The sequence below is a fragment of the [Zimmermannella] faecalis ATCC 13722 genome (genome assembly GCF_000381765.1).
GTDB classification, from domain to species: Bacteria; Actinomycetota; Actinomycetes; order Actinomycetales; family Microbacteriaceae; genus Gulosibacter; species Gulosibacter faecalis.
Genome location: NZ_KB907080.1, coordinates 1 through 25,317 on the forward strand (window position 1 = coordinate 1; position 25,317 = coordinate 25,317).

The following is a 25,317-nucleotide window of genomic DNA, read 5'->3' on the forward strand; positions in this document are numbered from 1 at the left end:
AGCTGATAGGCCGTGAGCCGATCCGAAACCGATAAATCTTTCCAACCAGAGGAGATGCCTCCCTGGCACATATCCAGTATTAGCCACCGTTTCCGGTGGTTATTCCAGAGTCTCGGGCACGTTGCTCACGTGTTACTCACCCGTTCGCCACTAATCCACCCCAGCAAGCTGGAGCTTCATCGTTCGACTTGCATGTGTTAAGCACGCCGCCAGCGTTCGTCCTGAGCCAGGATCAAACTCTCCGTAAAAAATTACAACACCCACCCACACCACAAAAGCGCAGGCAAGCTGAGTTCAACCCAGACAACAAAACACCAAAATCAATCTGGCGATCATTATCCAAAATATAAAAGGAACCAAAATAACCAACCCCCAAAAGGGCTAGTCACGAGGTAACCAAAAAAATGGCATATGACAATTTAAAGTGCACACTGTTGAGTTCTCAAAGACCGTTCGCTTCTCATTTTCACGACGCATTGCATCGCTGCTACTAAGAGCTCCTCGGTGTCGACTTGCTTGCGTGTCGGACGATGTCTGACTTGGCTCGCGAGCCGATCTGTTGTTAGGTCTGCAACCTTACCCCGGCGCGCCGTGGCGCGCAAGTGGCCCGAGCGTTGTAGTCTGATCGACTGCGTCGCTCTGGCTGCGACCGCTGCCCCCTTCGCGATTCGCACCAGATGGTGTTTCTTTCGCTGCGGTGGCAACAGATGAATACTTTACGGAGATCCCGGGGGTCGCGCAAATCGCTCCAGCATCCCGGGCGTGTCGCCAGTGTTTACCTGGGAAGGCGTGATTTCGACGGAAAACGATCGCGGGGCGGGAGAGCTCGCTGCTCCCCCGCCCCGCGTCGATATCGTCGGAAAACTTACCGAACGATGGCACCCACGAGCGTCTTCTTGCCGCGCCGAATCACCACGGCGCCGCCGGCGAGCAGATGTTGTTCACCGAGCACCGCGTGCTCATCGTCGACCTTCGCCTTGTTGATCGTCACCCCGCCCTGCTTGATCGCACGGCGTGCTGCCGAAAGTGAGCTTTCTGCCTCGGTCGCGACAAGCAGCTCGGCGACCGACTGCCCGAGGGTCGCCTCGACGTGCGGGAGCTCGGCGATTGCCTGACCCAGCACATCCTCACCGAGGGCGGCGAGATCTCCGTTGCCGAAGAGCGCCTCCGACGCGTCGATCGCCGCATCGGTCGCCTCATCGCCGTGCACCAGTCGGGTAACCGCCGATGCGAGCGCGCGCTGCGCCGAGCGGCGGAACGGTTCGTCAGCAACCTGCTGCGCAAACTCCGCGATTTCCTCACGGTTGTAGAACGTGAAGATCTTCAACCGGTCGACGACGTCGCGGTCATCGGTGTTGAGCCAGAACTGGTAGAACGCGTACGGCGACGTGAGCTCGGCATTGATCCAGATGGCGTTGCCCTCGGACTTGCCGAACTTCGTTCCGTCGGAGTTCGTGATGAGCGGGGTACCGAGCGCGTGTGCCGGCTTACCCTCCGCGCGACGAATCAGGTCGACGCCGCCGACGAGGTTGCCCCACTGGTCGGAGCCACCCGTCTGCAGCTCGAGCCCGTACCGGCGATTGAGCTCGAGGAAGTCAAACGCCTGCAGAATCTGGTAGCTGAACTCCGTGTACGAGATGCCCGCCTCGGAGTTGAGCCGCGCCGACACCGCATCCTTCTTCAGCATTGACCCGACGCGGAAGTACTTGCCGAGATCGCGAAGGAAGTCGAGCGCACTGAGGTCACCCGTCCAGTCGAGGTTGTTCGCCATGCGCGCGGCGAACTCGCCTTCGAACGACAGGTAGCCCTCGATCTGGTCGCGCAGACCGTTCACCCACTCGGCAACCGTCTCGCGCGAGTTCAGCGTGCGCTCCGACGTCGGGCGCGGGTCACCGATGAGGCCCGTGGACCCGCCAACGAGGCCGATCGGGTGGTTGCCGGCGAGCTGGATGCGCCGAAGCAGCAACAGCTGCACGAGGTGGCCGAGGTGCAAACTCGGTGCGGTCGGGTCGAAACCGCAGTAATACGTGATCGGGCCCTGGTTCATCCGTTCGCGGAGCGCGTCGAGGTCGGTGTGGACGTGGAGGTAACCGCGCCACTCGAGCTCGTCGAGGATGTGGTCGAACGACGGGTCGTTCTGCTGCCAGGAGAGATCACGTTTGGTCACGGCGCTAACGCTACCAACTTCGCCGCCCCACGAGGAAACGACGAGCGCCCCGGATCCGAGGATTCGGGGCGCCGCGACGGATGGGCTACGCGAGCCGCAACCGCAGCTTCTCGAGCTGCGCCCGCACGGACTCAGGTGCCGTACCGTTCACGCCGTTGCGCGACGCAACCGAGCCGTCGATCGTGAGCACCTCGCGCACCTCGGGAGTGAGGTGCGCCGAGACGCCCGCGAAGTCGGCGTCGCTGAGACCGTCGAGATCAACGCCCCGCGACTCCGCGAGCTTCACGAGGCTGCCCGAAATTTCGTGGGCGTCGCGGAACGGCACGTGCCGCTTCACGAGCCACTCGGCAACATCGGTCGCGAGCGAGAAGCCCTGCGGCGCGAGTTCGCGCATCCGCTCACCGTGGAAGACCATCGTGCGCACCATGCCGGTGAACGCTGGCAGCAGCACCTCGAGCTGCTCGAACGAGTCGAACAGCGGCTCTTTGTCTTCCTGCAGATCGCGGTTATACGCGAGCGGCATCGCCTTGAACGTCGACAGCAGGCCCGTGAGGTTGCCGATGAGTCGGCCCGACTTGCCGCGCGCGAGCTCGGCGATGTCGGGGTTCTTCTTCTGCGGCATGATGCTCGAACCCGTCGAGTACGAGTCGTCGAGCGTGAGGAACTCGAACTCCCGCGTGTTCCAGAGGATGACCTCCTCGGCGAACCGCGACACGTCGACCCCCACCTGCGCGAGCACGAACGCGGCCTCGCTCACGAGGTCGCGCGCTGCCGTGCCGTCGATCGAGTTCTCGACCGCCGCCGAGAAGCCGAGCTCGGTCGCAACCGCGTCGGCGTCGAGCCCCAGCGTCGAGCCCGCGAGCGCGCCCGACCCGTACGGCGAGTCGGCGAGCCGCTCCCCCAGGTCGTCGAGACGCGAAAGGTCGCGCACGAGCGGCCACGCGTGGGCGAGCAGGTGGTGTGCGAGCAGCACCGGCTGCGCGTGCTGCAGGTGCGTGCGCCCCGGCATGATGACGTCGAGGTTCGCCTCGGCCTGCCCCGAAATCGCCTCGACGAGGTCGCGCAGCAGCTGCCGCAGCTTCGCCGATTCGTCGCGGATGTACATGCGCACGAACGTCGCGATCTGGTCGTTTCGGCTCCGGCCGGCACGAAGCTTGCCGCCGAGCTCGTGCCCCGCGACCTCCATGAGGCCACGCTCGAGCGCCGAGTGCACATCCTCATCTGCCTCGGCGGCGACGAAGCGGCCGTCGGTGACGCGCGCCTCGAGCTCGTCGAGCGCCGCGTGCATGTCGGCGTTCTCTTGCTCGGTCAGGTACCCCGCTGCCGCGAGCGCGTTCGCGTGCGCCCGCGAGCCCGCGAGGTCGTAGTGCGCGAGTTTCCAGTCGAACTGCGTCGACTTCGACAGCCGCGCGAGCTCGGGCGACGGGCCGCCGGCGAAGCGGCCACCCCAGAGGGCGCCGTCTTCGCCGGCCCGTGACGTCGAGTCGCTCATGCCCTACAGCTCGGGCTGGTCGCGGCGGGCAGCGATCTTCGAGGGCAGCGAGTGCAGCTCGATGAAGCCGCGCGCGGCGTCCTGGTTGAAGGTGTTGCCGGTGTCGTACGTCGCGAGCGAGTAGTCGTAGAGCGATTCGTCGGAGCGGCGACCCGTCACGACGGCACGGCCCTGGTGGAGGGTCATGCGCACCTCGCCCGTGACCTTCTCCTGCGTGTGATCGATGAACGTGTCGAGCGCGCGCTTGAGGCCGCCGAACCAGAGGCCGTCGTACACGAGGTTGCCCCACTCGATCTCAACGCCCCGCTTGTAGCGGTGCACGTCGCGCTCGAGCGCGAGGTCTTCGAGGTGCGTGTGCGCCTCGATGAGCGCGATCGCGCCGGGAGCCTCGTAGATCTCACGCGACTTGATGCCAACGAGACGGTCTTCGACCATGTCGAGGCGGCCAACGCCGTGCTGGCCGGCGAGCTCGTTCATGCGCTCGACAATCTGGAGCATGCTGAGGCGCTCACCGTTGATCGAGACGGGCGTGCCCGACTCGAACGCGAGCGTCACCTCGGTGGCCTCGCGCGGGGTCGTCGGGTCCTGCGTGTACTCGTAGAGGTCTTCGATCGGGCCGTTCCACGGGTCCTCAAGGAACCCGGTCTCGACCGCGCGGCCCCAGACGTTCTGGTCGACCGAGTAGGGCGACGCCTTCGACTGGCGAATCGGGAGGTTGTGCTCGCCGGCGTACTCGATCGCGACGTCGCGCGTGAGCGACAGGTCGCGGATCGGCGCGATCGACGTGAGCTCGGGCGCGACGGCCGCGACTGCGGCCTCAAAGCGCACCTGGTCGTTGCCCATACCGGTGCAGCCGTGCGCGATCGAGTTCGCGCCGAGCTCGCGAGCGGTGCGCGCGAGGTGGCGGGCGATGAGTGGACGCGAGAGTGCTGACACGAGCGGGTAGCGACGCTGGTACATCGCGTTCGCCTTGAGGGCAGGCACGAGGTAGTCGTCGGCGAACTCGTCGCGGGCGTCGATGACGACGGCCTCGACGGCGCCGCAGTCAAGCGCACGCTGGCGAATCTGCTCGAGGTCCTCGCCCGCCTGCCCGACGTCGATCGCCAGCGCGATGACCTCTCGGCCGGTGCGCTCCTTGATCCACGGGATGGCGACGGAGGTGTCAAGGCCTCCCGAGTACGCGAGCACAATACGCTCAGTCATGTTGCTCCTTCTGGATGGGGTGGTCTGGCATAAGTCTAGGCGCCGGGCAGTGATCTGCCCGGCGCCAAATCGGCAGCTAGGCCGGAAGCTCGACGCCGCGCGCCTGCGCAAGCAGCCACACGAGCAGCGCCTTCTGGGCGTGGAGGCGGTTCTCGGCCTCGTCCCAGATCGCCGACTGCGGGCCGTCGATCACGTCGGCGTCGACCTCGTAGCCGCGATCGGCAGGGAGGCAGTGGAGGAAGATCGCGTTGTCCTTCGCGTGACCCATGAGCTCCGCGGTCACGCGGTACGACTCGAATGCGGCAACGCGCTCGGCACGCTCCTCCTCAAGCCCCATCGACACCCAGGTGTCGGTGACGACGACGTCGGCGCCCGCGACGAGCGCCGCCGCGTCGGTGCCGACCTCGACCGAACCGCCCTGCTCGGCCGCGATCTCGCGCGCCCGGGCGACGACGTCCTCGCGGGGCAGGTAGCCCTCGGGCGACGCGACCGCGACGTGCATGCCGGCGAGCGCGCAGGCAAGCAGGTACGAGTGGCCCATGTTGCTCGCGCCGTCGCCGACAAACACGAGCTTTTGCCCGGCCGTCGCGCCGCGGTGCTCACGAATCGTGAGCAGGTCGGCGAGCAGCTGGCACGGGTGGAAATCGTCACTCAGCGCGTTCACGATCGGCACTCGCGCGCCCTCAGCCATCTCTTCCAGGCCCGACTGCGCGTACGTGCGCCACACGATCGCCGAGACCATGCGCTCAAGCACGCGCGCCGTATCCGACGGGGTCTCCTTGCCACCGAGCTGGCTCGACGCCGTCGTGAAGATGAGCGGGCTGCCGCCGAGCTCCGAAACCCCGACGTGGAACGACACACGCGTGCGGGTCGAGCTCTTGTCGAAGATCACGGCCACCGACTGGGGCCCCTCGAGCGGGCGCGCGAGGAATCGGTCACGCTTGAGCTTCGCCGCGAGGTCGAGAATCGTCGACTGCTCGGCGGCGGTGACATCGTCGTCGCGAAGGAAGTGGCGGATCATAGGGAGCCTTTCGGGTTGGGTGGCGCGGCTACGAGGAGACCTCGGTGCCGAACCCGTCGGTGGTGAAGATTTCGAGGAGCGTCGAGTGAGCGACGCGGCCATCAATGATCGTCGCACGGGAGACCCCGCCGTCGACCGCCTCGAGGCAGGCCTGCGCCTTCGGGATCATGCCCGACTCGAGCGACGGCAGCAGTTCGCGCAGCTCGTCGCTCGTGATCGTCGACGTGAACGACGAACGGTCGGGCCAGTTGCGGTACAGCCCCTCAACGTCGGTGAGCATCACGAGCTTGCGCGCGCCGAGCGCTACCGCGAGCGCGGCGGCGGCGCGGTCAGCGTTGATGTTCAGCGCCTTGCGGGGCTGGTCGACGTCGCTCGCAATTGTCGACACGACCGGGATGCGCCCCGCGGCAATGTCGGCCGCGACAACCTGCGGGTTCACGGCGACGATCTCGCCGACGTGGCCGAGGTCGACCGGGTTACCGGCCGCGTCGGTCGTCTTGCGGCGCGCCTGGAACAGCCCCGCATCTTCCCCCGACGTGCCGGTCGCGACCGGCGCGACGTCGTTGATCGCGGACACGAGCTCGCGGGCCACCTGTCCACCGAGCACCATGCGCACGACCTCCATCGCCTCACCGGAGGTGTACCGGTACCCGGCGCGGAACTCCGACTCGATACCGAGGCGGTCGAGCATCCGAGAGATGTGCGGGCCGCCGCCGTGCACGACGATGGGCTTCACGCCGGCGTAGCGCAGGAACGCGATGTCCTGCGCAAACGCCTCGATGAGCTCGGGGTCGATCATCGCGTTGCCGCCGAACTTCACGACGACGATCTCGCCGCGATACTGCTGCATCCACGGGAGCGCCTCGATGAGCGTCTCGACCTTCGCGGTCGACGCGGCGAGCCACGGGAGGGTGCTGGAAGCCATGCTGCCTTTTCTGCCTACGACGAGTAGGCGCTGTTCTCGTGCACGTAGTCGTGCGTGAGGTCGTTCGTGAGGATGCTCGCCGAGGCGTCGCCCGCGTGCAGGTCGATGCGCACCTCGGTCGCGCGCGGCGTGAGGTCGACCGTGTCGACCGGTGCGTCGGGCGTACCCGCGCGGCACACCATGATGCCGTTCATTGAGACATCGATCACCTGCGGCTCGAACTTCGCGTCGGTCGTGCCGATCGCGGCGAGCACGCGGCCCCAGTTCGGGTCGTTGCCGAAAATCGCGGCCTTGAAGAGGTTCGAGCGGCTCACCGCGCGCGAGACCGCGACGGCCTCGTTTTCGGTCGCGGCCCCGACCGTCGTGATCGTGATGTCATGGCTCGCTCCCTCGGCGTCAGCCTGCAGCTGCCGCGCGAGGTCCTGGCAGAGGTCGACGAGGAGCGCCGTGAACTCGGCCGTGTCGGGCGTCACTCCGCTCGCACCCGACGCGAGCAGCGCGACGGTGTCGTTCGTCGACATCGCGCCGTCGGAGTCGAGGCGATCGAAGCTGAGGCGGGTCGCCTCGCGCAGGGCGGCATCGAGTGCCGGCGACTCGAGGTCGGCGTCGGTCGTCACGACGACGAGCATCGTTGCGAGGCCGGGCGCGAGCATGCCCGCGCCTTTGGCGATCGCGCCGATCGCGTATCCATCACCCTCGCGTAGCGCCGTCTTCGGCACCGAGTCGGTCGTGAGAATGCCTGCGGCCGCGTTCGCCGACGCGGCCTCGTCGCTCGCGAGCTCGGCCACCGCGGCGTCGACTCCCCGCAGCACCCCGGCGCGGAACGTCTCGTCGCCCGAGCCGATGAGTCCCGTCGAGCACACGATGATGTCGTCGGGCTGCAGCTGCAGCCGTTCGGCGGCGCGCTCCGCGGTGAGCCGCGTCGTGTCGGCGCCGAACTCGCCCGTGAAGCAATTCGCGCCACCCGAGTTGAGCACGATTGCCGAGGCCGCACCGTCAGCGACGATGCGGCGCGACCACGTGACCGGGTGCGCCTCGCAGCGGTTGCTCGTGAACACCGCCGCGGCCGCCGCCGACGGGCCGTCGTTTACGACGACGACGACATCGCGACCGCCGCTCGCCTTCAGGCCGGCTTCAACCCCGGCGGCACGGAATCCTTTTGGCGCGGTAATGGTCACGGGGCAACTCCGTTCACGGGCAGGGCGGTCGCCTCGTCGAGGCCGAGCGCGAGATTGGCAGACTGGATCGCGGCGCCGGCGGTGCCCTTGCCGAGGTTGTCGATTGCGCTGATCGCAACGAGCCGGCCGGCGCGCTCGTCGATGCCGACGGCGAGCTGCGTGCGATTCGAACCGAGCACATCGCCCGTGCGCGGGTAGCGGCCGTCGGTGAGGTACTCGATGAAGCCCTCGTCGCCGTAGGCCTCGCGGTACACGTCGTCGATGCGGGACTGGTCAACACCCTCGGCGAGCGCGCCCGAGACCGTCGCGAGAATCCCGCGGGCCGTCGGCACGAGCACGGGCGTGAACGCGAGGCGCACGTCGAGGCCGGATGCGCGGCGGAGGTTCTGCCGGATCTCGGGGTTGTGGCGGTGGCCACCAAAGGCGTTGTACGGGGCGATGTTGCCCATGAGTTCGCTGCCGAGCATGCCCACCGACGCCTTCTTGCCAGCGCCGGATGGGCCGACCGCGAGCACCGCGGCGAGGTCGATCGCCCCAACGAGGCCAGCGCGCAGCGCCGGGGCGAGCGCGAGCGTCACGGCCGTGACGTTGCAGCCCGGCACCGCGATGCGCGAGGCGCCCGGCAGGTTGGCGCGCTGTTTGCTGCCATCGTCGAGTACCAACTCGGGCATGCCGTAGGTCCAGGTGCCCGCGAACTCGCCCGGGTAGTAGTCGACCCAGTCTTGTTCCCGCTCGAGGCGGTGGTCGGCGCCCGCGTCAACGACGAGCGAGGTGTCGTCGCCGAGCTCAGACGAAATCGCCGCGGACTTGCCGTGCGGCAGCGCCAGGAACACGACGTCGTGGCCGCGCAGGTGCTCGGCGTCGGTCGGCTGCAGCTCGAGGTCGCCGTACGAGAAGAGGTGCGGGTGAACCGCACGCAACGACTGACCCGCCTGCTGGTGCGCCGTGACCGTGCGCACGTCGAACTCGGGGTGATTCGCGAGCAGCCGGAGGAGCTCGCCTCCGCCATACCCACTGGCCCCAGCGACCGCTACCGAATACGTCATAGTCGTCATCCTACGCGGGGCGGCGCCTAGGCTAGGGAGCGATGACTTCCTCGGTAATTAGCGACGCGCGCGCCCGAGAACTGCGCCGCGACTTCCCCATTCTTCACGAGCAGGTGCACGGCGACCCGCTCGTCTATCTCGACTTCGGGGCGACCGCGCAGCGCTCGAGCGCCGTGCTCGAGGCGGAGCGCGAGTTCCTCGAGCACCGCAACGCCGCCGTCCACCGCGGCGCCCACGAGCTCGCGGCACTCTCGACGAGCGACTACGAGGAGTCCCGCGACATCGTCGCGCGCTTCGTCGGCGCCGACGCCGACGAGATCGCCTGGCAGGCCGGCGCGACCGATGCGCTCAACACGGTTGCCCTCGGCATCGCGGCGGCGTCACGCGGACGGGGCGGCGACGACTCGGTGCCGCTACGGCTCGGCCCCGGCGACGAGATCGTCGTAACCGAGGCCGAACACCACGCGAACCTCGTGCCCTGGCAGGAGCTCGCGCTCGCGACGGGCGCGACGCTGCGCTGGATTCCCGCGAACGAGCGGGGCACCTGGTCGATCGATGACGCCCGCGCCGTCGTCGGCCCCGCGACCCGGGTGCTCGCGTTCGCGCACGTCTCGAACGTCACGGGCATGATCGCCCCGGTCGCCGAGCTCGTCGAGCTCGCCGCTTCGGTCGGAGCGATCACCGTGCTCGACGCGTGCCAGTCGGTGCCGCACCGCCCCGTCGACTTGCACGAGCTCGGCGTCGACTTCGCCGCGTTCTCGAGCCACAAGATGACCGGCCCGAACGGACTCGGCGTACTCTACGGCCGCCGCGAGCGCCTCGCGCAGCTCCCGCCCGCCCGCACGGGCGGCTCGATGATCGAGGTCGTCACGATGGAGGCGACCACCTTCATGGATCCGCCGACCCGCTTCGAGGCCGGCACGCAGGCCGTGCCGCAGGTCGTCGGCCTCGCCGCCGCGTGCCGCTACCTCGACCGCGTCGGCATGGCGTCGATTCGCGACCACGAGGAAGCGCTGGGCGCGCTCATGGTCGAACGCCTCGGCGCGCTCGAGGGCGTGCGGGTGCTCGGCGACGACGCGTCGGTGGCCCGCTCGGGCCTCGCCGCCTTCACGGTCGACGGCGTGCACTCGCACGACGTGTCGCAGTTCCTCGACGCGCGCGGCATCGCCGTGCGCGGCGGACACCACTGCGCCCAGCCGCTGCACCGCCGGCTCGGACTCACCGCATCGACCCGCGCCTCGACCTACCTCACGACTACGACCGACGAGATCGACGCGCTGATCGACGCCCTCGGCGACGTACGCGCCTACTTCGGGGCCAATCGATGAGCGGGCTCGACTCGCTGTACCAAGACCTCATTCTCGACGCGTCGAAACGGCGCACGGGTGAGGGGGAGATCGAGCCGTTCGATGCCGAGCACTTCGAGAAAAACCCGTCGTGCGGCGACGAGCTCCGCCTGCGGGTGCGAGTCGAGGACGGCCGCGTGGCCGAGGTCGGTTGGGTCGGCGACGGCTGCTCGATCTCGATGGCGTCGGCCGCGATCATGGTCGAGCAGCTCACCGGTGCCTCGGTCGAGCGCGCCCGCGAGGGCGTCGAGGTGCTCCGCGGCATGCTCCGCTCGCGCGGGAACGCGACGCTCACCGACGACGAAGAAGAGCTGCTCGGCGACGCGATTGCATTCGAGGGCGTCGGCAAGTACGTCATGCGTGTGAAGTGCGCGATGCTCGCGTGGGTCGCGCTCGAAGCCGCCCTCCGCGAGGCCGGGTAGGCCAACGCTGCTGGAAACCCCAAAATGGGTGGGGCATAACCGACCTGGTCGGTTATGCCCCACCCATTTTGGGGTTTGCGTCCGTTTCGGGACGGAAGGCGGCCTATGCGCGAATCGTCGCACCGAAGCGGGTCGCAGCCTCGGCGGCGCCGGCTTCCTTCGCCTCGGTCGCCTCGGCGGCCGTGAGCGTGCGGTCGTCGGCGCGGAACCGCAGCGCGAACGTGAGGGACTTCTCGCCCTCCTCGAGCCCGCGGCCGCGGTAGTCGTCGACGAGGCGGATGTGCTCGAGCAACTCCCCCGCCCCGGCGATGACCGCGTCGCGCACGTCGGCCGCCGCGATCCCGGCGTCGACCACGAGCGAGAGGTCCTGCGTCGCGGCCGGGAAGCCGACAATCGTGCCGGCCGAGACGTGACGCTCGGAGTGCGCGAGCAGGGCGTCGACGTCGAGCTCGACCGCGCCGACGACCCGCGGCAGGTCGTGCGACTCGGCAACCTCGGGGTGCAGCTCACCGGCGAAGCCGATCGAGTGTTCGGCGCCCGCCGCATCAACGACGAACACCTCGGCGCAGCGGCCGGGGTGGAACGCCCCGTGCGTGCCCTGTCGCACCCGCAGTGTCGCCGCGGTCGCGAGCGCGACCCGGTCAAGCACCTCGAGCGCGTCCTGCCACCCGAACGCCACGGCGTCGAGGCCGGGCTGCTTCTCGGTGCGCTCACCGACGAGCATGACGGCAAGCGAGTACGGCTGCGGCGGGATCCCGTCGTTCAGCTCTGCGAGCTTCTCGTCGCTCGGGCGCTCCGCGACCGGCGGCAGCTCGGCAACGCCGTACTCTCGGCCAGGCTCGGGACGGAACACGCGTCCGAGCTCGTAGACCGCAACGTTCGGGCGACCGCGCGACACGTTGCGGTGCGCGACGCCGGCGAGCCCGGGCAGAATGCTCCGGCGCAGCCAGGCGGTCTTCGCGTCCATCGCGTTCGCGAGCTTCACCGACGGCAGCGGCGTGCCGTCGGGCGACGAGAACAGCGTGTTCTCGGCCTCGGTGACGAACGGGTACGAGAGCACCTCGACCGCGCCGGCCGCGGCGAGCACGTCGCTGAGCTGGCGGCGAAGCGCCTGCTCGCGGCTCGGGCCGTGACCGCTCGTCGCCTGCGGCACAACCGAGGGAATCCGGTCGAACCCGCGCAGGCGGCCGACCTCCTCGACGAGCGTGACGGGCTCGGTGAGGTCGCCGCGCCAGGTCGGCGGCGTGACCGTGAGCACGTCGTCGCCCTCGACGTCGCAGCCGACGGCGAGGAGCGCGTCGACAATCTCGGCCCGCGAGTAGTCGATGCCCATGAGCTGGCTCGGCAGCGACAGCGGCAGGTCGATCGACTCGGGCTGTTCGGGTGTGCCGAGCAGCGAGCCGGCCGCGGCGAGCGTGCCGCCGGCGAGGTCGACGAGCAGCTCGGCGACGCGCGCTGCCGCGAGCTGGGTCACGGCCGGGTCGACGCCGCGCTCGAAGCGGCGTGACGCCTCCGACGGCAGCTTGTGCCGGCGGGCCGTGCGCGCGATCGACACCGAGGCGAACGTCGCGGCCTCGATGAACACGTTGGTCGTCTCGTTCGTGAGCTCGGTCTCGGCGCCACCCATGACGCCCGCGAGACCGATCGGCCCGCGGTCGTCGGTGATGAGGATGTCCTCGTCGCTGAGCTCGCGATCGCGACCGTCGAGCGTCGTGAGCCGCTCGCCCGCCGTCGCGCGACGCACGTGGATGCCACCGCGCAGCTGGTCGAGGTCGTAGCCGTGAATCGGCTGGCCGAGCTCGAGCATGACGTAGTTCGTGATGTCGATGAGCAGCCCGAGCGAGCGGATGCCCGCGAGCCGAAGGCGGCCCGACAGCCAGCTCGGCGTGGGGCGGGTGCCGTCGACGCCCGTGACGACGATGCCGGCGAAGACCTCGCTGAGCGGCTGATCACGCACGGCGCGCTCGTCGGCGACGGTCACCGGCACGCGCACGTCGGTGGGCGACGGAGCGAGCGCGGCGCTCGCGATCGCCGCGAGCTCGTCGCGCAGCGCCGGGTCGTGGAAGTCGGCGTCGGTCGCGTGCGAGTACTCGCGGGCGAGGCCGCGCATCGACATCGCGTAGCCGCGGTCGGGCGTCACGTTGACCTCGACCGCAACGTCGTCGAGACCGAACAGCGGCAGTGCGGGCTCACCGATCTCGCCGCCGAGACCGAGCTTGTTCAGCACGATGATGCCGTCGTGGTCGTCACCGAGGCCGAGCTCGCGCTGCGACGCCATCATGCCGTCGGACGTGTGCCCGTAGGTCTTGCGGGCGGCGATGTGGAAGTCGCCGGGCAGCACCGAGCCGGGCAGCGTCACCACGACGCGGTCGCCGACCTCGAAGTTGTGGGCGCCGCAGACGATGCCGCGCACGTCGGCACCGCCGTCGGCCGCGGGCTGCCCGTCGGGGGCGACCCGCACCTGGCACCAGTTGATCGTCTTGCCGTTCTTCTGCGGCTCGGGCGTGCGCTCGAGCACCTCGCCGACGACGATGGGGCCCGACAGCTCGCCGCCGTGGATTGCCTCGTCTTCGAGCCCGACGCGCACGAACGCGTCGAGCACGTCCTGCGGCGTCGCCTCGTCGGCAACCTCGACGTACTCGCGCAGCCATGAAAGGGGAATACGCATCCCTAAATCACCATTCCAAACTGTTCGCTGAAGCGCACGTCGCCCTCGACGATGTCGTGCATGTCGGTGAGGTCATTGCGGAACATGAGCGTGCGTTCGACGCCCATGCCGAACGCGAAGCCGCGGAATTCCTCGGGGTCGAGCCCCGCCGCGCGCAGCACGTTCGGATGCACCATGCCGCAGCCGCCCCACTCGATCCACCGGGGTCCGCCCTTCGCGAGCGGGTGCCAGATGTCCATCTCGGCGCTCGGCTCGGTGAAGGGGAAGTAGTTGTTGCGCAGGCGGATCTTCGCCTCGTCGCCGAACATCTGGCGCGCGAAGTGTTCAAGCGTGCCGCGCAGGTGGGCCATCGACAGATCGCGGTCGATCGCAATGCCCTCGAACTGCGTGAACACGGGCGTGTGCGTCGCGTCGAGCTCGTCGGTGCGGTACGTGCGGCCGGGCGCGAGCACGTAGAGCGGCGCGCCCCGCTCGAGCAGCGAGCGCATCTGCAGCGGCGACGTGTGCGTGCGCATGAGCAGGTGGCGGTCGACGGGGTCGACGAAGAACGTGTCCTGCAGCGCCCGCGCGGGGTGATCGGCGTCGAAGTTGAGCGAGTCGAAGTTGTACCACTCGCTCTCGAGCTCGGGCCCGTCAACGATGTCCCAGCCCATGCCCATGAAGATGTCACTCACGCGGTCGCGGAGCATCGTGAGCGGGTGGCGCGCACCCGAACGCTCGCGCGCGTGGAAGGCCGTCACATCGACGCGCTCCGCCTCGAGCCGCTCGGCAGCCTCGGCCGCAGCGACCTCGGCCTCGCGCGCCGCAAACGCCTGGTTCACGCGCCCACGCGCCTGCCCGATGAGCTGGCCCGCTGCCTTCTTCTGGTCGTTCGGCACGTCGCGCATCGACGCGTTGAGCGTCGCGAGCGCCGAGCCCTCGCCGAGGTGCGCCGAGCGAACCTGCTTCAGCGCGGCCGCGTCGGCAGCCGCCGCGATCGCCTCGAGGGCCGCGGTCTCGGCGGAGCCGACCGCTTCTGGGGTAATCGGATGTTCTTGACTCACCCGGCAATCCTATAGGCCCGCGGGCCGCACGCACGGGCGCGTCCGGGCGAGCATGAGCGGATGCGCAGCCCAGCCAGGCGCGCATCGTCCGGCCGCGCTACCTGGGCGCCTTGCCCTCGGCCGCGCGACCGGTCATGCCGTCGGCTTGACCGATCGAGAGCAGCGACGTGTCGACGCCGATCTGGCCCGGGGGCGGCGTCTGCTTCGGGCCGCCGCGCTTGTTGCCCTTGCGCTTCGCGCCGACGGCCTGCTGTGCATTGCCGCGGGCGAGGCGTCGCGCGAACCAGCTCAGCGTGAGGTTCACAGCGAGGTAGATCACGAGCGTGACGAAGAAGAACGAGAACGAGTACTTGCCCGAACCGAAGTAGTCCTTCATCGTCGTCGAGGTTCGCAGCAGCTCGGGGTACGCAACGATGTACGCGAGCGAGGTGTCCTTCAGCAGCACGACGAGCTGGGCGACAATGATCGGCAGCATCTGCTTGAACGCCTGCGGGAATTCGATGAGGAACCGCGTCTGCAGGCGCGTCATTCCGAGCGACAGCGCCGCCTCGGCCTGGCCGCGCGGGAGCGACGCGATGCCGCTTCGCAGCGCCTCGCCGATGATCGCGCCGTTGTAGATCGCGAGCGCGCCGACGACGGCGGGGTACGCCCCGACCGAAAGGCCGAGCATGATGAACAGCATCATGAGCAGCACGGGCATGCCGCGCAGGAACTCGAGGGCGACCGTGACGGGAATGCGGATCCAGGGCGAGCGGGCCATGCGGCCGAGCGCGAGCAGCACGCCGAAGATGAGCGCGAGCACGGCGGCGAGGCCGGCGGCCCGCAGTGTTCCGAGCACGAGGCCGCGCCAGAGCAGGCCCTCCCAGACCTCGCCGGCGTCGTCGGGGTCGACGAAGATGTCCCAGCGCGAGGCGTCCCAGAGACCGTCGAGCACGGCGCCGCTCGCGGTCGTGCGAGGTTGGCCGAGCGTGAAGATGAACCAGCCGAGGAGGATGACGATGACGGCGCTGACGATCGCCGAGATGAGCCGCGAGGTGCGGCGGGTCTTCGGGCCGGGGGCGTCGTAGAGAACTGAGGCGCTCATCGCAGCACCGCCACCTTTCGCTCGATGTACCCGGCCGCGAGCCCGAGTGGAATGGTGATGACGAGGTAGAAGAGCGCGATGCCCGCGAGCAGCGGTACGACCTGGTCACCGTTCTGATTGGCGAGCACCTTCGAGACCGCGACGAGTTCGACGACGCGGAAGCCCGAGGCGACCGACGTGTTCTTCGTGAGCGCGATAAAGACGTTGATGAGCGGCGGCACGACCATGCGCATCGCCTGCGGCATGACGATCGACACGACCGTCTGCGAGAAGTTGAGTCCGAGCGAGCGAGCCGCTTCGGCCTGCCCGAGCGGCACGCCGTTGATACCCGAGCGCAACGCCTCGGCGACGAACGGCGAGGTGTACACCGAGAGCGCGATCACGGCGCCGAGGAACGACGGTACCCCGAGCTGCAGCACCGGCAGCACGATGATGATGAGGAAGAACACGAGCGTGAGCGGCGTATTGCGCACGAGCTCGGTGTAGGCGGTCGCGGTCACCCGCAGCGCGCCGATCGGCGAGATGCGCATGAAAGCGATCAGCATGCCGATGAGCGAGGCGCCGATGCCGCCGTAAATCAGCAGCAGGAGCGTCTGGCTGAAGCCTTCGAGCACGTAGCCGAAGTTCGAGAGTATGGCTTCCATCGATTCCCGTTCGGAGCTTCTCGGTGGTGGATGCGCGGGGCGGCGCCAGTGCCGTGTTCGGCGCCGCCCCGTGCAGATCAGGCTCCGGGTCGCAGTCGCGTCAGCGAGGTCGCGACCCGGATGCTTGGGCTAGTAGCGGTCGACGGCCGGGGGCTCGGGCGTCGGCAGGATGTCGCCGACGGTCGAGGTCCAGGCTTCCTCCCAGGCGCCATCGCCGTACGCCTCTTCGAGCGTGTCGTTGATGAAGCCGCGGAAGTCATCGTCGCCCTTTTCGAGGCCGATGCCGTAGGGCTCCTCGGTGAAGGTGCCCTCGGTGACCTCGAACTCGCCCTCGTTCTGGTCGACGAGGCCGGCGAGGATCACGTTGTCGGTCGTGAGCGCGTCGGCCTCACCGGTGCGGATGGGCTCGAGGCAGTCGGAGTACTTGTCGACGGTGATGACGTTGTCCGTGTACTCACGGATGTTGTCTTCCGAGGTCGACCCGGTGACGGTGCAGATCGTCGCGTCGCCAACCGACTCGGGGTCGGCGCCGTCGATGCCGAGCGGGTTACCCGTCGGCACGAGGAACGACTGGCCGGCAACGTAGTACGGGCCCGCGAAGTCGATGACTTCCTTGCGCTCGTCGTTGATCGTGTAGGTCGCGATGACGAGGTCAACCTGACCCTGCTCGATGAACGGCTCGCGGTTCTGCGAAACCGTTTCCTTCCACTCGATGTTGCTCGGGTCGATGCCGAGCTTCGCGGCGATCAGCTTGCCGATCTCAATGTCGAAGCCCTCGGGGGTGCCGTCGGGGCCCTGCAGACCGAACAGCGGCTGGTCGAACTTCACGCCGATCGTGATCTTGCCGGCCGCGTTGAGTTCGGCCATCGTCGTGCCCTCGTCGAACGTGACGTCGGTCTCAACCTCGGGTTCGCTGCCACCGCCCGAGCATCCCGTCAGCACGAGTGCTGCCGTTGCCAAACCGGCGAATGCGGTAAATGCCTTCTTGAATCTCACTGGTACTCCTTTGTCAGTCACGTCGGTGAGGTCGTGATTCGAGTGAGGGGATTGCGATAGTGCGAAATTGAGTTTGTGGTTGGCGCAGCCTCTGTGCTGCGCCCGCGATTACGGCAGGATTTTCGAAAGGAAGTCTTTCGCGCGATCCGACTTCGGCGCCGTAAAGAATTCGTCGGGCGACGCCTCTTCGACGATCGCGCCGTCGGCCATGAACACGACTCGGTCGGCCGCCTTTCGGGCGAAGCCCATCTCGTGCGTCACCACGACCATGGTCATGCCCTCTTTCGCGAGGGCGACCATGACGTCGAGCACCTCGTTGATCATCTCGGGGTCGAGCGCACTCGTGGGCTCGTCGAGGAGGATCAGCTTCGGGTTCATTGCGAGCGAGCGGGCGATCGCGACGCGCTGCTGCTGTCCGCCCGAGAGCTGCGCGGGCATCTTCTGCATGTGGTCTTGCACACCGACGCGGGTGAGCAGTTCCTTCGCGCGCTTCTCGGCCTCGGCCTTCGAGGTCTTGCGCACCTTGATCTGCGCGAGGGTGACGTTCTCGAGCACGGTCTTGTGCGCGAAGAGGTTAAACGACTGGAACACCATGCCGACGTCGCTGCGCAGCTTCGCGAGCCCCGCGCCCTCTTCGGGCAGCTTAACGCCGTCGATGAGAATTTCGCCCTCTTGAATAGTTTCGAGGCGATTAATGGTGCGGCACAGCGTGGACTTTCCGGAGCCCGACGGCCCGATCACCACGACAACTTCGCCACGGTTCACGGTGGTGTTGATGTCTTTGAGTACGTGGTTTTCGCCGTACCACTTATTGACGCCGCGCATTTGCACCAGTGCTTCGCGCGGTGCTTCGTTGTTCTTCGTTGAACCCGAGGTCATGGCACAACACTACGGCCTCAGGGTTGCCCAACGGGAATCGGCCGCCTGCCGTTATCGACTTGTGACCGCAGTTGCGCAGACGTTTGCGGAATTCCGATTACAAAGTGTCAGCGGCCGCGCTGCGAAAACGCGGTTTCGTAGAGGCAGACGCTCGCGGCGGTAGCCAAGTTCATCGATTCGGCCCGACCGTAGATCGGCACGATCAGCGTGTCGTCGCACTGCGCGAGCACCTCGTCGGGCAGGCCGTGCGCCTCGTTACCGAAGACCCAGGCCGTCGGCTCCGCGAGCAACTCGCGCGCCTCGACGAGGTCGCGACCCGAGATGTCAGCCGCGAGCACGCGCATCCCCGCCTGCTTCGCCCGCACCGCGGCGTCGTCAAAGTCGGCCTCGACGGCGATCGGCAGGTGGAAGATCGACCCAGTGCTCGCGCGCACGACCTTGGGGTTGTAGAGGTCGACCGTGCGGCCCGTCAGCACAACGGCATCGGCGCCAGCGGCGTCGGCGACGCGGATGATCGTGCCGAGGTTGCCGGGGTCGCGCACCTCTTCGAGAATCGCCACGAGTTTCGGGGCACCCTCAAACACGCGCTTCAGCGCGGTCGGGAACTGCCTGGCGACCGCAACGATGCCCTGGGGGCTGCGCGTGTCGCTCATCGCGGCCACCGCCTCTTCGCTCGCGAACACGACCTCGTGGCCGGTCTCGCGAATGAGGTCGGCGACGTCACCATGCCGCTCGAGGGCGGTCGGCGTCGCGAACAGTTCGGTGACGAGGTCTGGGCGCGCGAGCAGCGCCTCGCGCACCGCCTGCGGCCCCTCGATAACAAACTCGCCCCGCTCGGTGCGGGCGTTCTTCTGTGAGAGGCGACGCACGTCGCGCACGCGCTGGTTCTTGGCCGATTCGATCATGCGGGGCTCCTTCGAGAAGAACGTGGGTACGGGGTAAGCGGGTGGGATGCGCGAAGGGCGGCCGACCGGGTGGGGTCGACCGCCCTTCGGCGATGCGATGCGCGAACTACGCGGCGGTCTTCGGCGCCGAGGTGTTCTCGGGCAGCGCGGCCTTGGCCGACGCGACGAGCGCGGCGAAGGTCGCGGGCTCGTTCACCGCGAGGTCGGCGAGGATGCGGCGGTCAACACCGATACCAGCCAGGTTGAGCCCCTGGATGAACCGGTTGTAGGTGAGGCCGTTCGCACGGGCCGCGGCGTTGATGCGCTGGATCCAGAGGCGACGGAAGTCACCCTTGCGGTCCTTGCGGTGGTCGTAGTTGTAGACAAACGAGTGGATGACCTGCTCTTTTGCCTTGCGGTACAGGCGCGACCGCTGGCCACGGTACCCCGAGGCGCGGTCGAGGATAGTACGACGCTTCTTCTGGGCGTTGACTGCCCGCTTCACACGTGCCATTGCAGTGTTCTCCTAAGTTCTAAGTTCGGAACGGGCGGGCTTACTTGCCCAGCAGCTTCTTGACGACCTTCGCGTCCTGCGGAGCGAGGACCTGGTCCTTGTTGAGGCGAGCCTTGCGCTTGGCCGACTTCACCTCGAGGTTGTGGCGCATGCCCGCCTGCTGCTTCCGGACCTTGCCGGTTCCGGTGAGCTTAAAGCGCTTCTTCGACCCCGAGTGGGTCTTCTGCTTCGGCATCAGTTCTCCTTGGTTTCCGTTGCTGCGGCCTCGGCGGAGTCGTTCGACTTCTCCTCGGCTGCGGCGTTCTTGGCGGCGCGAGCGGCCTGCTTCTGCTGGGTACGGCGAGCGTTCTGCTCTGCCTTCGCCTCGGACTTGTTCTTGACCGGGGCGACGATCATGACCATGTTCCGGCCGTCCTGCTTGGGACGGTTTTCGGCGGTGCCGAACTCGGCGACATCCTCAGAGAACTTCTGCAGCAGCTTGATACCGAGCTCGGGACGCGACTGCTCGCGACCGCGGAACTGGATCATCGCCTTGACCTTGTCCCCAGACTCAAGGAAGCCGATGGCCCGCTTGAGCTTGGTTTCGTAGTCGTGATCGTCGATCTTGAGACGGAAACGGACCTCCTTGAGGACCGTGTTCGCCTGATTGCGCCGGGCTTCTTTCGCCTTCTGCGCGTTCTCGTACTTGAACTTGCCGTAGTCCATGATCTTGGCCACGGGTGGGTTGCTGTTCGGAGAGACCTCGACGAGGTCGAGGTCTGCTTCCTGCGCAAGGCGCAGCGCGATCTCAATCTTGACGACACCGACCTGTTCGCCGCCGGGCCCGACAAGCCGGACCTCGTTCACACGAATTCGGTCGTTGGTGCGTGGTTCGCTGATGGATGGCTCCTCTGTTCGCGTGTGAATAACTTCACGGTTGGGTGAAACTTCAGATCGTCTCACCAGTGCACACCGCGATCACACACGGCCACTCCCCTCACGAATCGCTGCGCTACTGCGCGGTGCTCGCGGCGTTCGCATCGCAATGCGTTCGCACGGGGCTAGTGGGAAACCCGGTAACCTTGGGCGGTATGCGCGGGTGGGACGAATCCTCTTGTCTCAGAGTCTGCCAGGCAGACACCAGCGAATAGCTTATCAGCAGTTTTGTTCGGAAGGAACCCCAGGTGACCGATTCAACCTCCCCCGCAACGCCCGACGCGCACGAGGGCCACGAGCACCTCGACGCTGCGCTTCCCACGACGGGCCTGCAGGAGGAACTCGACACCCAGGTGCGCGACATCGCCGAGGTCCCGGCGGTCGAACTCATCACGACCGTCGCGGTGCACCTCATGAGCGCCGCCGCCGTGCACCTCGGCCTCGCCGAGGAAGAGGAGCCCACGGTCGACCTCGACGAGGCGCGCAAGGTGATTCAGGCGCTCGCGGGCCTGCTCACCGCATCCCTCCCCTACCTCGGCGACCAGCACGCGCGCCCGCTGCGCGACGGCCTGCGCTCGCTGCAGCTCGCGTTCCGCGAGGCATCGCCGCGGCCCGACGCCGTCGGCAAGGGCCCGGGCGAGGACCTCACCGGCCCCGTCTTCGCGTAGCGATTAGCAGGGGCCGGACGCGCGCCCGTCGGATCAGCCGAACGCGCGCGCCTCAGCCCGCAGGCGCCACTGGCCGTGCGCCTCGAGCAGCAGACAGCCGACCGCGGCGATGATCCCGACGCCGATGAGCACGGGGGCGTCGGGCCACGCGAACCCGAAGAACCAGACGGTGAGGGGGAAGAACAGCGCGGCGATGAACACCGCGATGCTGCCGAGCATGACGAGCGCGAGCAGCGGCTTGAACGGTCGGCACACGAGGCCGAGCACCCACAGGCTCGTCACCGCGAGCACGAGCGCATTCGCGGTCTGCTGCTCCGCGAGGTCTTGTTCGAAGTGCCGCCCAAGCAGCGTTGACGCGATCAGGGCGAGCGTGATGACGATGCCGGCGGGCACCGCGAACTGGAGCGCCCGGCTGAAGAACCCGGGAACGTAGCGACGCGAGTTCGGCAGCAGCGCGAGCACGAACGCGGGCCAGCCGATCGAGATGCCGTCGAGCAGCGCCATCTGTCGTGGCTCGAACGGATACGGCCAGGCGAGGGCGCCGAACACGAGCGCGATGAGCACGGCCCACGACGTCTTCGAGAGGTAGAGCTTCGCGAGGCGCTCGATGTTCGCGATGGCCTGGCGGCCCTCGACGACGATGCTCGGCATGGCCTGGAACTGGTTGTCGAGCAGCGTCATGCGCGACACGGCGCGCGAGGCGCCCGAGCCGTGGCCCATCGCGATGCCGAGGTCGGAATCCTTCAGCGCGAGCACGTCGTTCACGCCGTCGCCGGTCATCGCGACGACGCGACCCTGCGCCTGCATCGAGTGCACCATGTGGCGCTTCTGCGCCGGCGTCACCCGCCCGAACACGCGGTTGTTCGCCATGATCTCGCCGAGCTCGGCCGGGTCGTCGGGCAGCGTGCGCGCGTCAATGCCGTGATCGTCGTCGCCGATGAGGCCGACGCGGCGGGCGACCGCGGTCACCGTTCGGGGGTCATCGCCCGAGATCACCCGCAGCGAAACGCCCTCATCGGTGAAGTACCGCACGGTGTCGGCGGCGTCTTCGCGCACCCGCTCTCGGAGCGCGATGATCGCAACGCCGACTCGGTCGTCGCGCAGCACGTAGTCGCGTGCCTCGGCCGCCGTGAGGGGCGCTTCGCTGTGGCAGAGCGCGAGCACGCGCTGGCCCTCGTCACTCAGCGTCGCGACGCGGTCGAGCAGATCGGCGTCGGTAGTAGGGCGCAGGATGATGTCGGGCGCGCCGAGAATCCACGTGCCCGCCGCGTCCTCTTCGGTGATCGAGATCGCCGACCACTTGCGCTGCGAGGTGAAGGGCACCTCGCGCTCGACGGTCGCCGCGAGGTGCGCCGGATATTCGGTCGCAAGGCAGTTTGCGGAGTCGTTTGCGTCGTCGCCCGCGGCGATCGTCGCGAGGGCCCGCTGCCAGCCGTTCGCTGCCTGCGGGGCCGGATGCGCGGAGTCGTACGCGACGCCGCCCTCGGTGAGCGTGCCGGTCTTGTCGAAGCAGAGCACGTCGACCCGAGCGAGGCCCTCGACGGCGTGGAGCTCCTGCACGAGCACCTTCCGGCGCCCAAGTTTGAGCGCGCCGGCGGCGAACGCGACCGAGGTCATGAGCAGCAGCCCAAGCGGCACCATCGCGATCGCGGCCGCGACCGCACCGACGGCGGCATCGCGCCACGCGCCCGACTCGATCGCGTACTCCCAGCCGCCGAACGCCATGACCTGGCCGTTGATCGACACGAGCATCGCCGGCAGCAGCAGCCAGGCGACGATGCGGAGCACACGGTTGATGCCCGAGCGGATCTCGGAGTTCACGAGCGAGAACCGCTTCGCCTCGGCCGTGAGCTTCGCCGCGAAGGAGTGCGCACCGACCCGGGTGACGCGCGCGTGGCCAGAGCCCGCGACAACGAAGGCGCCTGAGAGCAGTTCCTCGCCCGCGGCCTTGTCGACCGCATCCTCCTCGCCCGTGAGGAGCGACTCGTCGAGCTGCAGCCCGGAGCTCGTGAGCACGATCGCGTCGGCCGGCACCTGATCACCCGAGCGCACAACGATCACGTCGTCGACGACGAGGTCCTCGCGCGAGAGGTCGGCCAGCTCACCGTCGCGCATCGCCCGCGCGTGCGGCGCGTTGAGTACGCGCAGGTTGTCGAGCTGGCGCTTCGCCGAGTACTCCTGCCAGATGCCGATGATCGAGTTCGCGACGGCCGAGAAGCCGAAAATCGCATCTTGCCACCGACCGAGCACCGCGAGCAGCGCGAACGACGCGACCACGATGCCGTTGAAGAGCGTGAAGACGTGCGTGCGCAGAATCGCCCACATCGACCGGCTCGACGTCGACGGCAGCTCGTTGCGTCCGTGCTCAGCGCGCGAGCGCTCGACCTCTGCCGTGGTGAGCCCCTCGAGGCGGGTCGGGGCGACGGTTGCGGTGGCGGGCTGCTCCACGGAGTCCTCGGTGTTCGTCAGATCGCGCAGGGGCGATGGCGTCGTGTTCGGGGTCACTCGGCGAGATTAACGACGCCGGAGTCGGCGGAACAATCCTGCCTTCGGTGGTCGAGTATCCGCCGAAGGTATCGAATCTTCTGGCGCGGGGGTCGCCGCGGCCCGCAGCGGGGTGAGTTCGAGGGTGTCGACACACTCGACGAGCTCGGGCCGCTCGGCGACGCTCGCCTGCACCCGCGCGATGACGCCCTGCACGGTCGTCTCGTCGACGTCGTGCGGGAACACGAGCCCGAGGCGAACCTCGGGGCCGGCGAGTCGCGACTCGACGTCGCCCGGAACGAGATCGACGCTCACGAGCTCGGGATTCGCCGCGAGCACGGCGTTCGCGAACCCGATGACCCGCTCGTCTTGCCACGGCAGCTCGTACGGGACGTCGCGGGCGATCGCCCAGACGCCGGGGCGGCGAATTGCCGTCTCGGTCTCGCTGCCGGGGTCGAGAATGATGAGCTCGCTGCCCTCATCGACCACGGCGAGCGCGGCCTGCCGCGAGCCGACCGGTACGGGGCGCGCCTCGGCGTTCCAGGCCTGCATCGCCGCGACCGACGTGAACATCGGGACGATGCCGCGGCCATCGGGCGCGCGCACCGTCACGATCGAGAGGTCAGCCTGTTTGTCGACCTTGACGCCGGCCTCGTTCTCGCCCTCTTCGCCAAGTTCGGCGACGAGCGGGATGAGCAGGCGCGTATCGCGCAGGGCGTCGACGACCGCGGTGACCGGCACGCGGCGGGTGCGGAAGTCCTCGAGCGCCTGCGCGAGGGCCTCGGGCGCCGTGCCGTCGTCGTTCGACCACTGGTTCTCACTAAAGCTGCGGCCGGCCCATGGCTGGCCCGCGGAGTCGGTCAGGTGACCCCGCAGGTGCTCGGGAAGCTCGGGCACGACGCGGCTCAGTCGCTCGCGACGTCGAGTGCCTGGCGAAGCGTGAACGCGCCCGAGTAGAGCGCCTTGCCAACGATCGCGCCCTCGAGGCCGAGCGGCACGAGCTCGCGCAGCGCGGCGATATCGTCGAGGTTCGCGACGCCGCCCGACGCGATGACGGGACGGTCGGTGCGCTCCATAATCTGCTTGAGCAGCTCGAGGTTCGGACCCTTCAGCGTGCCGTCCTTCGTAACGTCGGTCACGACGTAGCGCGCGCAGCTTGCGTCTTCGAGGCGGTCGAGCACGGTCCAGAGGTCGCCCCCCTCGCGGGTCCAGCCCCGAGCCGCGAGCGTCGTGCCGCGCACGTCGAGGCCGACCGCGATGAGCTCGCCGTAGCGGCTGATGACGCTCGCCGCCCACTCGGGGTTCTCGAGCGCTGCGGTGCCGAGGTTGACGCGCTTCACGCCCATGTCGACGGCGCGCTCGAGCGAGGCGTCGTCGCGAATGCCGCCGGAAAGCTCAACCTGCACCTTGTCGCGCAGTGAACGAATGACGCGGCGAATGACGGCGCGGTTCTCGCCGCGGCCGAACGCCGCGTCGAGGTCGACGAGGTGAATCCATTCGGCGCCCTGTTCGGCGAAGTCGGCGGCGGCATCAACCGGGTCGCCATACGTGGTGGCCGAGTCAGACTCGCCCTGCACGAGGCGTACGGCCTTGCCATCGGCGATGTCGACGGCGGGGAACAGCGTCAGCTCCGGCTGCGCACTGAATTCACTCAATTGACTTCCTTGGTCACTCAATAATTTCGGGCCACAGCGGGCCCGTTCGCGCTGACCAGCCTAGGGGATATCCGCCGACCGTT

Annotated in this window: 23 protein-coding genes and 1 rRNA gene; 3 read left to right on the forward strand and 21 right to left on the reverse strand. The window is 68.1% G+C overall.

Features of this window, described 5'->3' with window-relative positions; translation table 11 throughout:
* The 8 genes from G328_RS0109105 to argC all read right to left on the reverse strand — a co-directional run.
* Nucleotides 1–248: ribosomal RNA gene (locus G328_RS0109105) — 16S ribosomal RNA — on the reverse strand; the annotation flags it as partial.
* Between the two features lie 617 nt (nucleotides 249–865).
* Nucleotides 866–2,167 carry a tyrosine--tRNA ligase gene (tyrS, locus tag G328_RS0109110; protein ID WP_019619039.1) on the reverse strand — a complete coding sequence of 434 codons (1,302 nt, stop codon included), beginning with the start codon at nucleotides 2,165–2,167 and terminating at the stop codon, nucleotides 866–868.
* 85 nt (nucleotides 2,168–2,252) lie between these two features.
* Entirely contained in the window at nucleotides 2,253–3,659 is a 1,407-nt protein-coding gene (gene argH / locus G328_RS0109115) for an argininosuccinate lyase (RefSeq protein WP_019619040.1), read from the reverse strand.
* A 3-nt stretch (nucleotides 3,660–3,662) separates the two neighbouring features.
* Nucleotides 3,663–4,862: an argininosuccinate synthase gene (locus tag G328_RS0109120; RefSeq protein WP_019619041.1), complete on the reverse strand. Its 1,200-nt coding sequence runs from the start codon at nucleotides 4,860–4,862 to the stop codon at nucleotides 3,663–3,665.
* A gap of 76 nt (nucleotides 4,863–4,938) precedes the next feature.
* Entirely contained in the window at nucleotides 4,939–5,883 is a 945-nt protein-coding gene (gene argF, locus G328_RS0109125; protein WP_019619042.1) for an ornithine carbamoyltransferase, read from the reverse strand.
* A gap of 28 nt (nucleotides 5,884–5,911) precedes the next feature.
* Nucleotides 5,912–6,808 carry an acetylglutamate kinase gene (gene argB, locus G328_RS0109130; RefSeq protein WP_019619043.1) on the reverse strand — a complete coding sequence of 299 codons (897 nt, stop codon included), beginning with the start codon at nucleotides 6,806–6,808 and terminating at the stop codon, nucleotides 5,912–5,914.
* A gap of 14 nt (nucleotides 6,809–6,822) precedes the next feature.
* Nucleotides 6,823–7,986 (reverse strand): bifunctional glutamate N-acetyltransferase/amino-acid acetyltransferase ArgJ, encoded by a 1,164-nt coding sequence (argJ, locus tag G328_RS0109135; protein WP_019619044.1) that lies wholly within the window; start codon nucleotides 7,984–7,986, stop codon nucleotides 6,823–6,825.
* Complete coding sequence (argC, locus tag G328_RS0109140; RefSeq protein WP_019619045.1) at nucleotides 7,983–9,032, reverse strand: N-acetyl-gamma-glutamyl-phosphate reductase; 1,050 nt, start codon at nucleotides 9,030–9,032, stop codon at nucleotides 7,983–7,985. The genes argJ and argC overlap by 4 nt, the downstream gene beginning before the upstream one ends.
* A 41-nt stretch (nucleotides 9,033–9,073) precedes the next feature.
* Between argC and G328_RS0109145 the strand changes: the two genes are divergently transcribed.
* Nucleotides 9,074–10,360 carry a SufS family cysteine desulfurase gene (locus tag G328_RS0109145; protein ID WP_019619046.1) on the forward strand — a complete coding sequence of 429 codons (1,287 nt, stop codon included), beginning with the start codon at nucleotides 9,074–9,076 and terminating at the stop codon, nucleotides 10,358–10,360.
* On the forward strand, nucleotides 10,357–10,800 hold the full coding sequence (gene sufU / locus G328_RS0109150; protein WP_019619047.1) for a Fe-S cluster assembly sulfur transfer protein SufU: 444 nt from the start codon (nucleotides 10,357–10,359) through the stop codon (nucleotides 10,798–10,800). The genes G328_RS0109145 and sufU overlap by 4 nt, the downstream gene beginning before the upstream one ends.
* Before the next feature lie 103 nt (nucleotides 10,801–10,903).
* On the opposite strand, the gene pheT is transcribed toward sufU, so the two are convergent.
* The 10 genes from pheT to infC form a co-directional block, all read right to left on the reverse strand.
* Nucleotides 10,904–13,468, reverse strand: coding sequence for a phenylalanine--tRNA ligase subunit beta (gene pheT, locus G328_RS0109155; RefSeq protein ID WP_019619048.1), 2,565 nt, complete (start codon nucleotides 13,466–13,468; stop codon nucleotides 10,904–10,906).
* 2 nt (nucleotides 13,469–13,470) lie between these two features.
* The gene (gene pheS, locus G328_RS0109160) at nucleotides 13,471–14,511 is read right to left on the reverse strand and encodes a phenylalanine--tRNA ligase subunit alpha (RefSeq protein ID WP_019619049.1); all 1,041 of its coding nucleotides are present in this window, start codon (nucleotides 14,509–14,511) and stop codon (nucleotides 13,471–13,473) included.
* Between the two features lie 97 nt (nucleotides 14,512–14,608).
* Entirely contained in the window at nucleotides 14,609–15,595 is a 987-nt protein-coding gene (locus G328_RS0109165) for an amino acid ABC transporter permease (protein ID WP_019619050.1), read from the reverse strand.
* Nucleotides 15,592–16,239 (reverse strand): amino acid ABC transporter permease, encoded by a 648-nt coding sequence (locus G328_RS0109170; protein WP_019619051.1) that lies wholly within the window; start codon nucleotides 16,237–16,239, stop codon nucleotides 15,592–15,594. The genes G328_RS0109165 and G328_RS0109170 overlap by 4 nt, the downstream gene beginning before the upstream one ends.
* A 129-nt stretch (nucleotides 16,240–16,368) precedes the next feature.
* A complete protein-coding gene (locus G328_RS0109175; protein ID WP_051082890.1) occupies nucleotides 16,369–17,235 on the reverse strand; it encodes a glutamate ABC transporter substrate-binding protein in 867 nt (288 codons plus the stop codon).
* Nucleotides 17,236–17,343: 108 nt separating this feature from the next.
* Nucleotides 17,344–18,069, reverse strand: coding sequence for an amino acid ABC transporter ATP-binding protein (locus tag G328_RS0109180; RefSeq protein WP_187325755.1), 726 nt, complete (start codon nucleotides 18,067–18,069; stop codon nucleotides 17,344–17,346).
* A 152-nt stretch (nucleotides 18,070–18,221) separates the two neighbouring features.
* Entirely contained in the window at nucleotides 18,222–19,019 is a 798-nt protein-coding gene (locus tag G328_RS0109185) for a TrmH family RNA methyltransferase (RefSeq protein ID WP_019619054.1), read from the reverse strand.
* Nucleotides 19,020–19,125: 106 nt separating this feature from the next.
* Nucleotides 19,126–19,512 carry a 50S ribosomal protein L20 gene (rplT, locus tag G328_RS0109190; protein ID WP_019619055.1) on the reverse strand — a complete coding sequence of 129 codons (387 nt, stop codon included), beginning with the start codon at nucleotides 19,510–19,512 and terminating at the stop codon, nucleotides 19,126–19,128.
* 40 nt (nucleotides 19,513–19,552) lie between these two features.
* On the reverse strand, nucleotides 19,553–19,747 hold the full coding sequence (gene rpmI / locus G328_RS0109195; RefSeq protein ID WP_019619056.1) for a 50S ribosomal protein L35: 195 nt from the start codon (nucleotides 19,745–19,747) through the stop codon (nucleotides 19,553–19,555).
* Complete coding sequence (gene infC, locus G328_RS0109200) at nucleotides 19,747–20,358, reverse strand: translation initiation factor IF-3 (protein ID WP_019619057.1); 612 nt, start codon at nucleotides 20,356–20,358, stop codon at nucleotides 19,747–19,749. The genes rpmI and infC overlap by 1 nt, the downstream gene beginning before the upstream one ends.
* 317 nt (nucleotides 20,359–20,675) lie before the next feature.
* Between infC and G328_RS0109205 the strand changes: the two genes are divergently transcribed.
* Nucleotides 20,676–21,095 carry a DUF1844 domain-containing protein gene (locus tag G328_RS0109205; protein WP_019619058.1) on the forward strand — a complete coding sequence of 140 codons (420 nt, stop codon included), beginning with the start codon at nucleotides 20,676–20,678 and terminating at the stop codon, nucleotides 21,093–21,095.
* A 33-nt stretch (nucleotides 21,096–21,128) separates the two neighbouring features.
* Here G328_RS0109205 and G328_RS0109210 read toward each other — a convergent pair whose 3' ends face one another.
* Genes G328_RS0109210 through priA form a run of 3 tightly spaced genes read right to left on the reverse strand, consistent with a single transcriptional unit; the run spans nucleotide 21,129 to nucleotide 25,234 of the window.
* Entirely contained in the window at nucleotides 21,129–23,600 is a 2,472-nt protein-coding gene (locus G328_RS0109210) for an HAD-IC family P-type ATPase (protein WP_019619059.1), read from the reverse strand.
* A gap of 9 nt (nucleotides 23,601–23,609) precedes the next feature.
* Nucleotides 23,610–24,476 (reverse strand): SseB family protein, encoded by an 867-nt coding sequence (locus G328_RS14975; protein ID WP_019619060.1) that lies wholly within the window; start codon nucleotides 24,474–24,476, stop codon nucleotides 23,610–23,612.
* Between the two features lie 8 nt (nucleotides 24,477–24,484).
* Complete coding sequence (gene priA / locus G328_RS0109220; RefSeq protein ID WP_019619061.1) at nucleotides 24,485–25,234, reverse strand: bifunctional 1-(5-phosphoribosyl)-5-((5-phosphoribosylamino)methylideneamino)imidazole-4-carboxamide isomerase/phosphoribosylanthranilate isomerase PriA; 750 nt, start codon at nucleotides 25,232–25,234, stop codon at nucleotides 24,485–24,487.
* Nucleotides 25,235–25,317 lie beyond the last annotated feature (83 nt).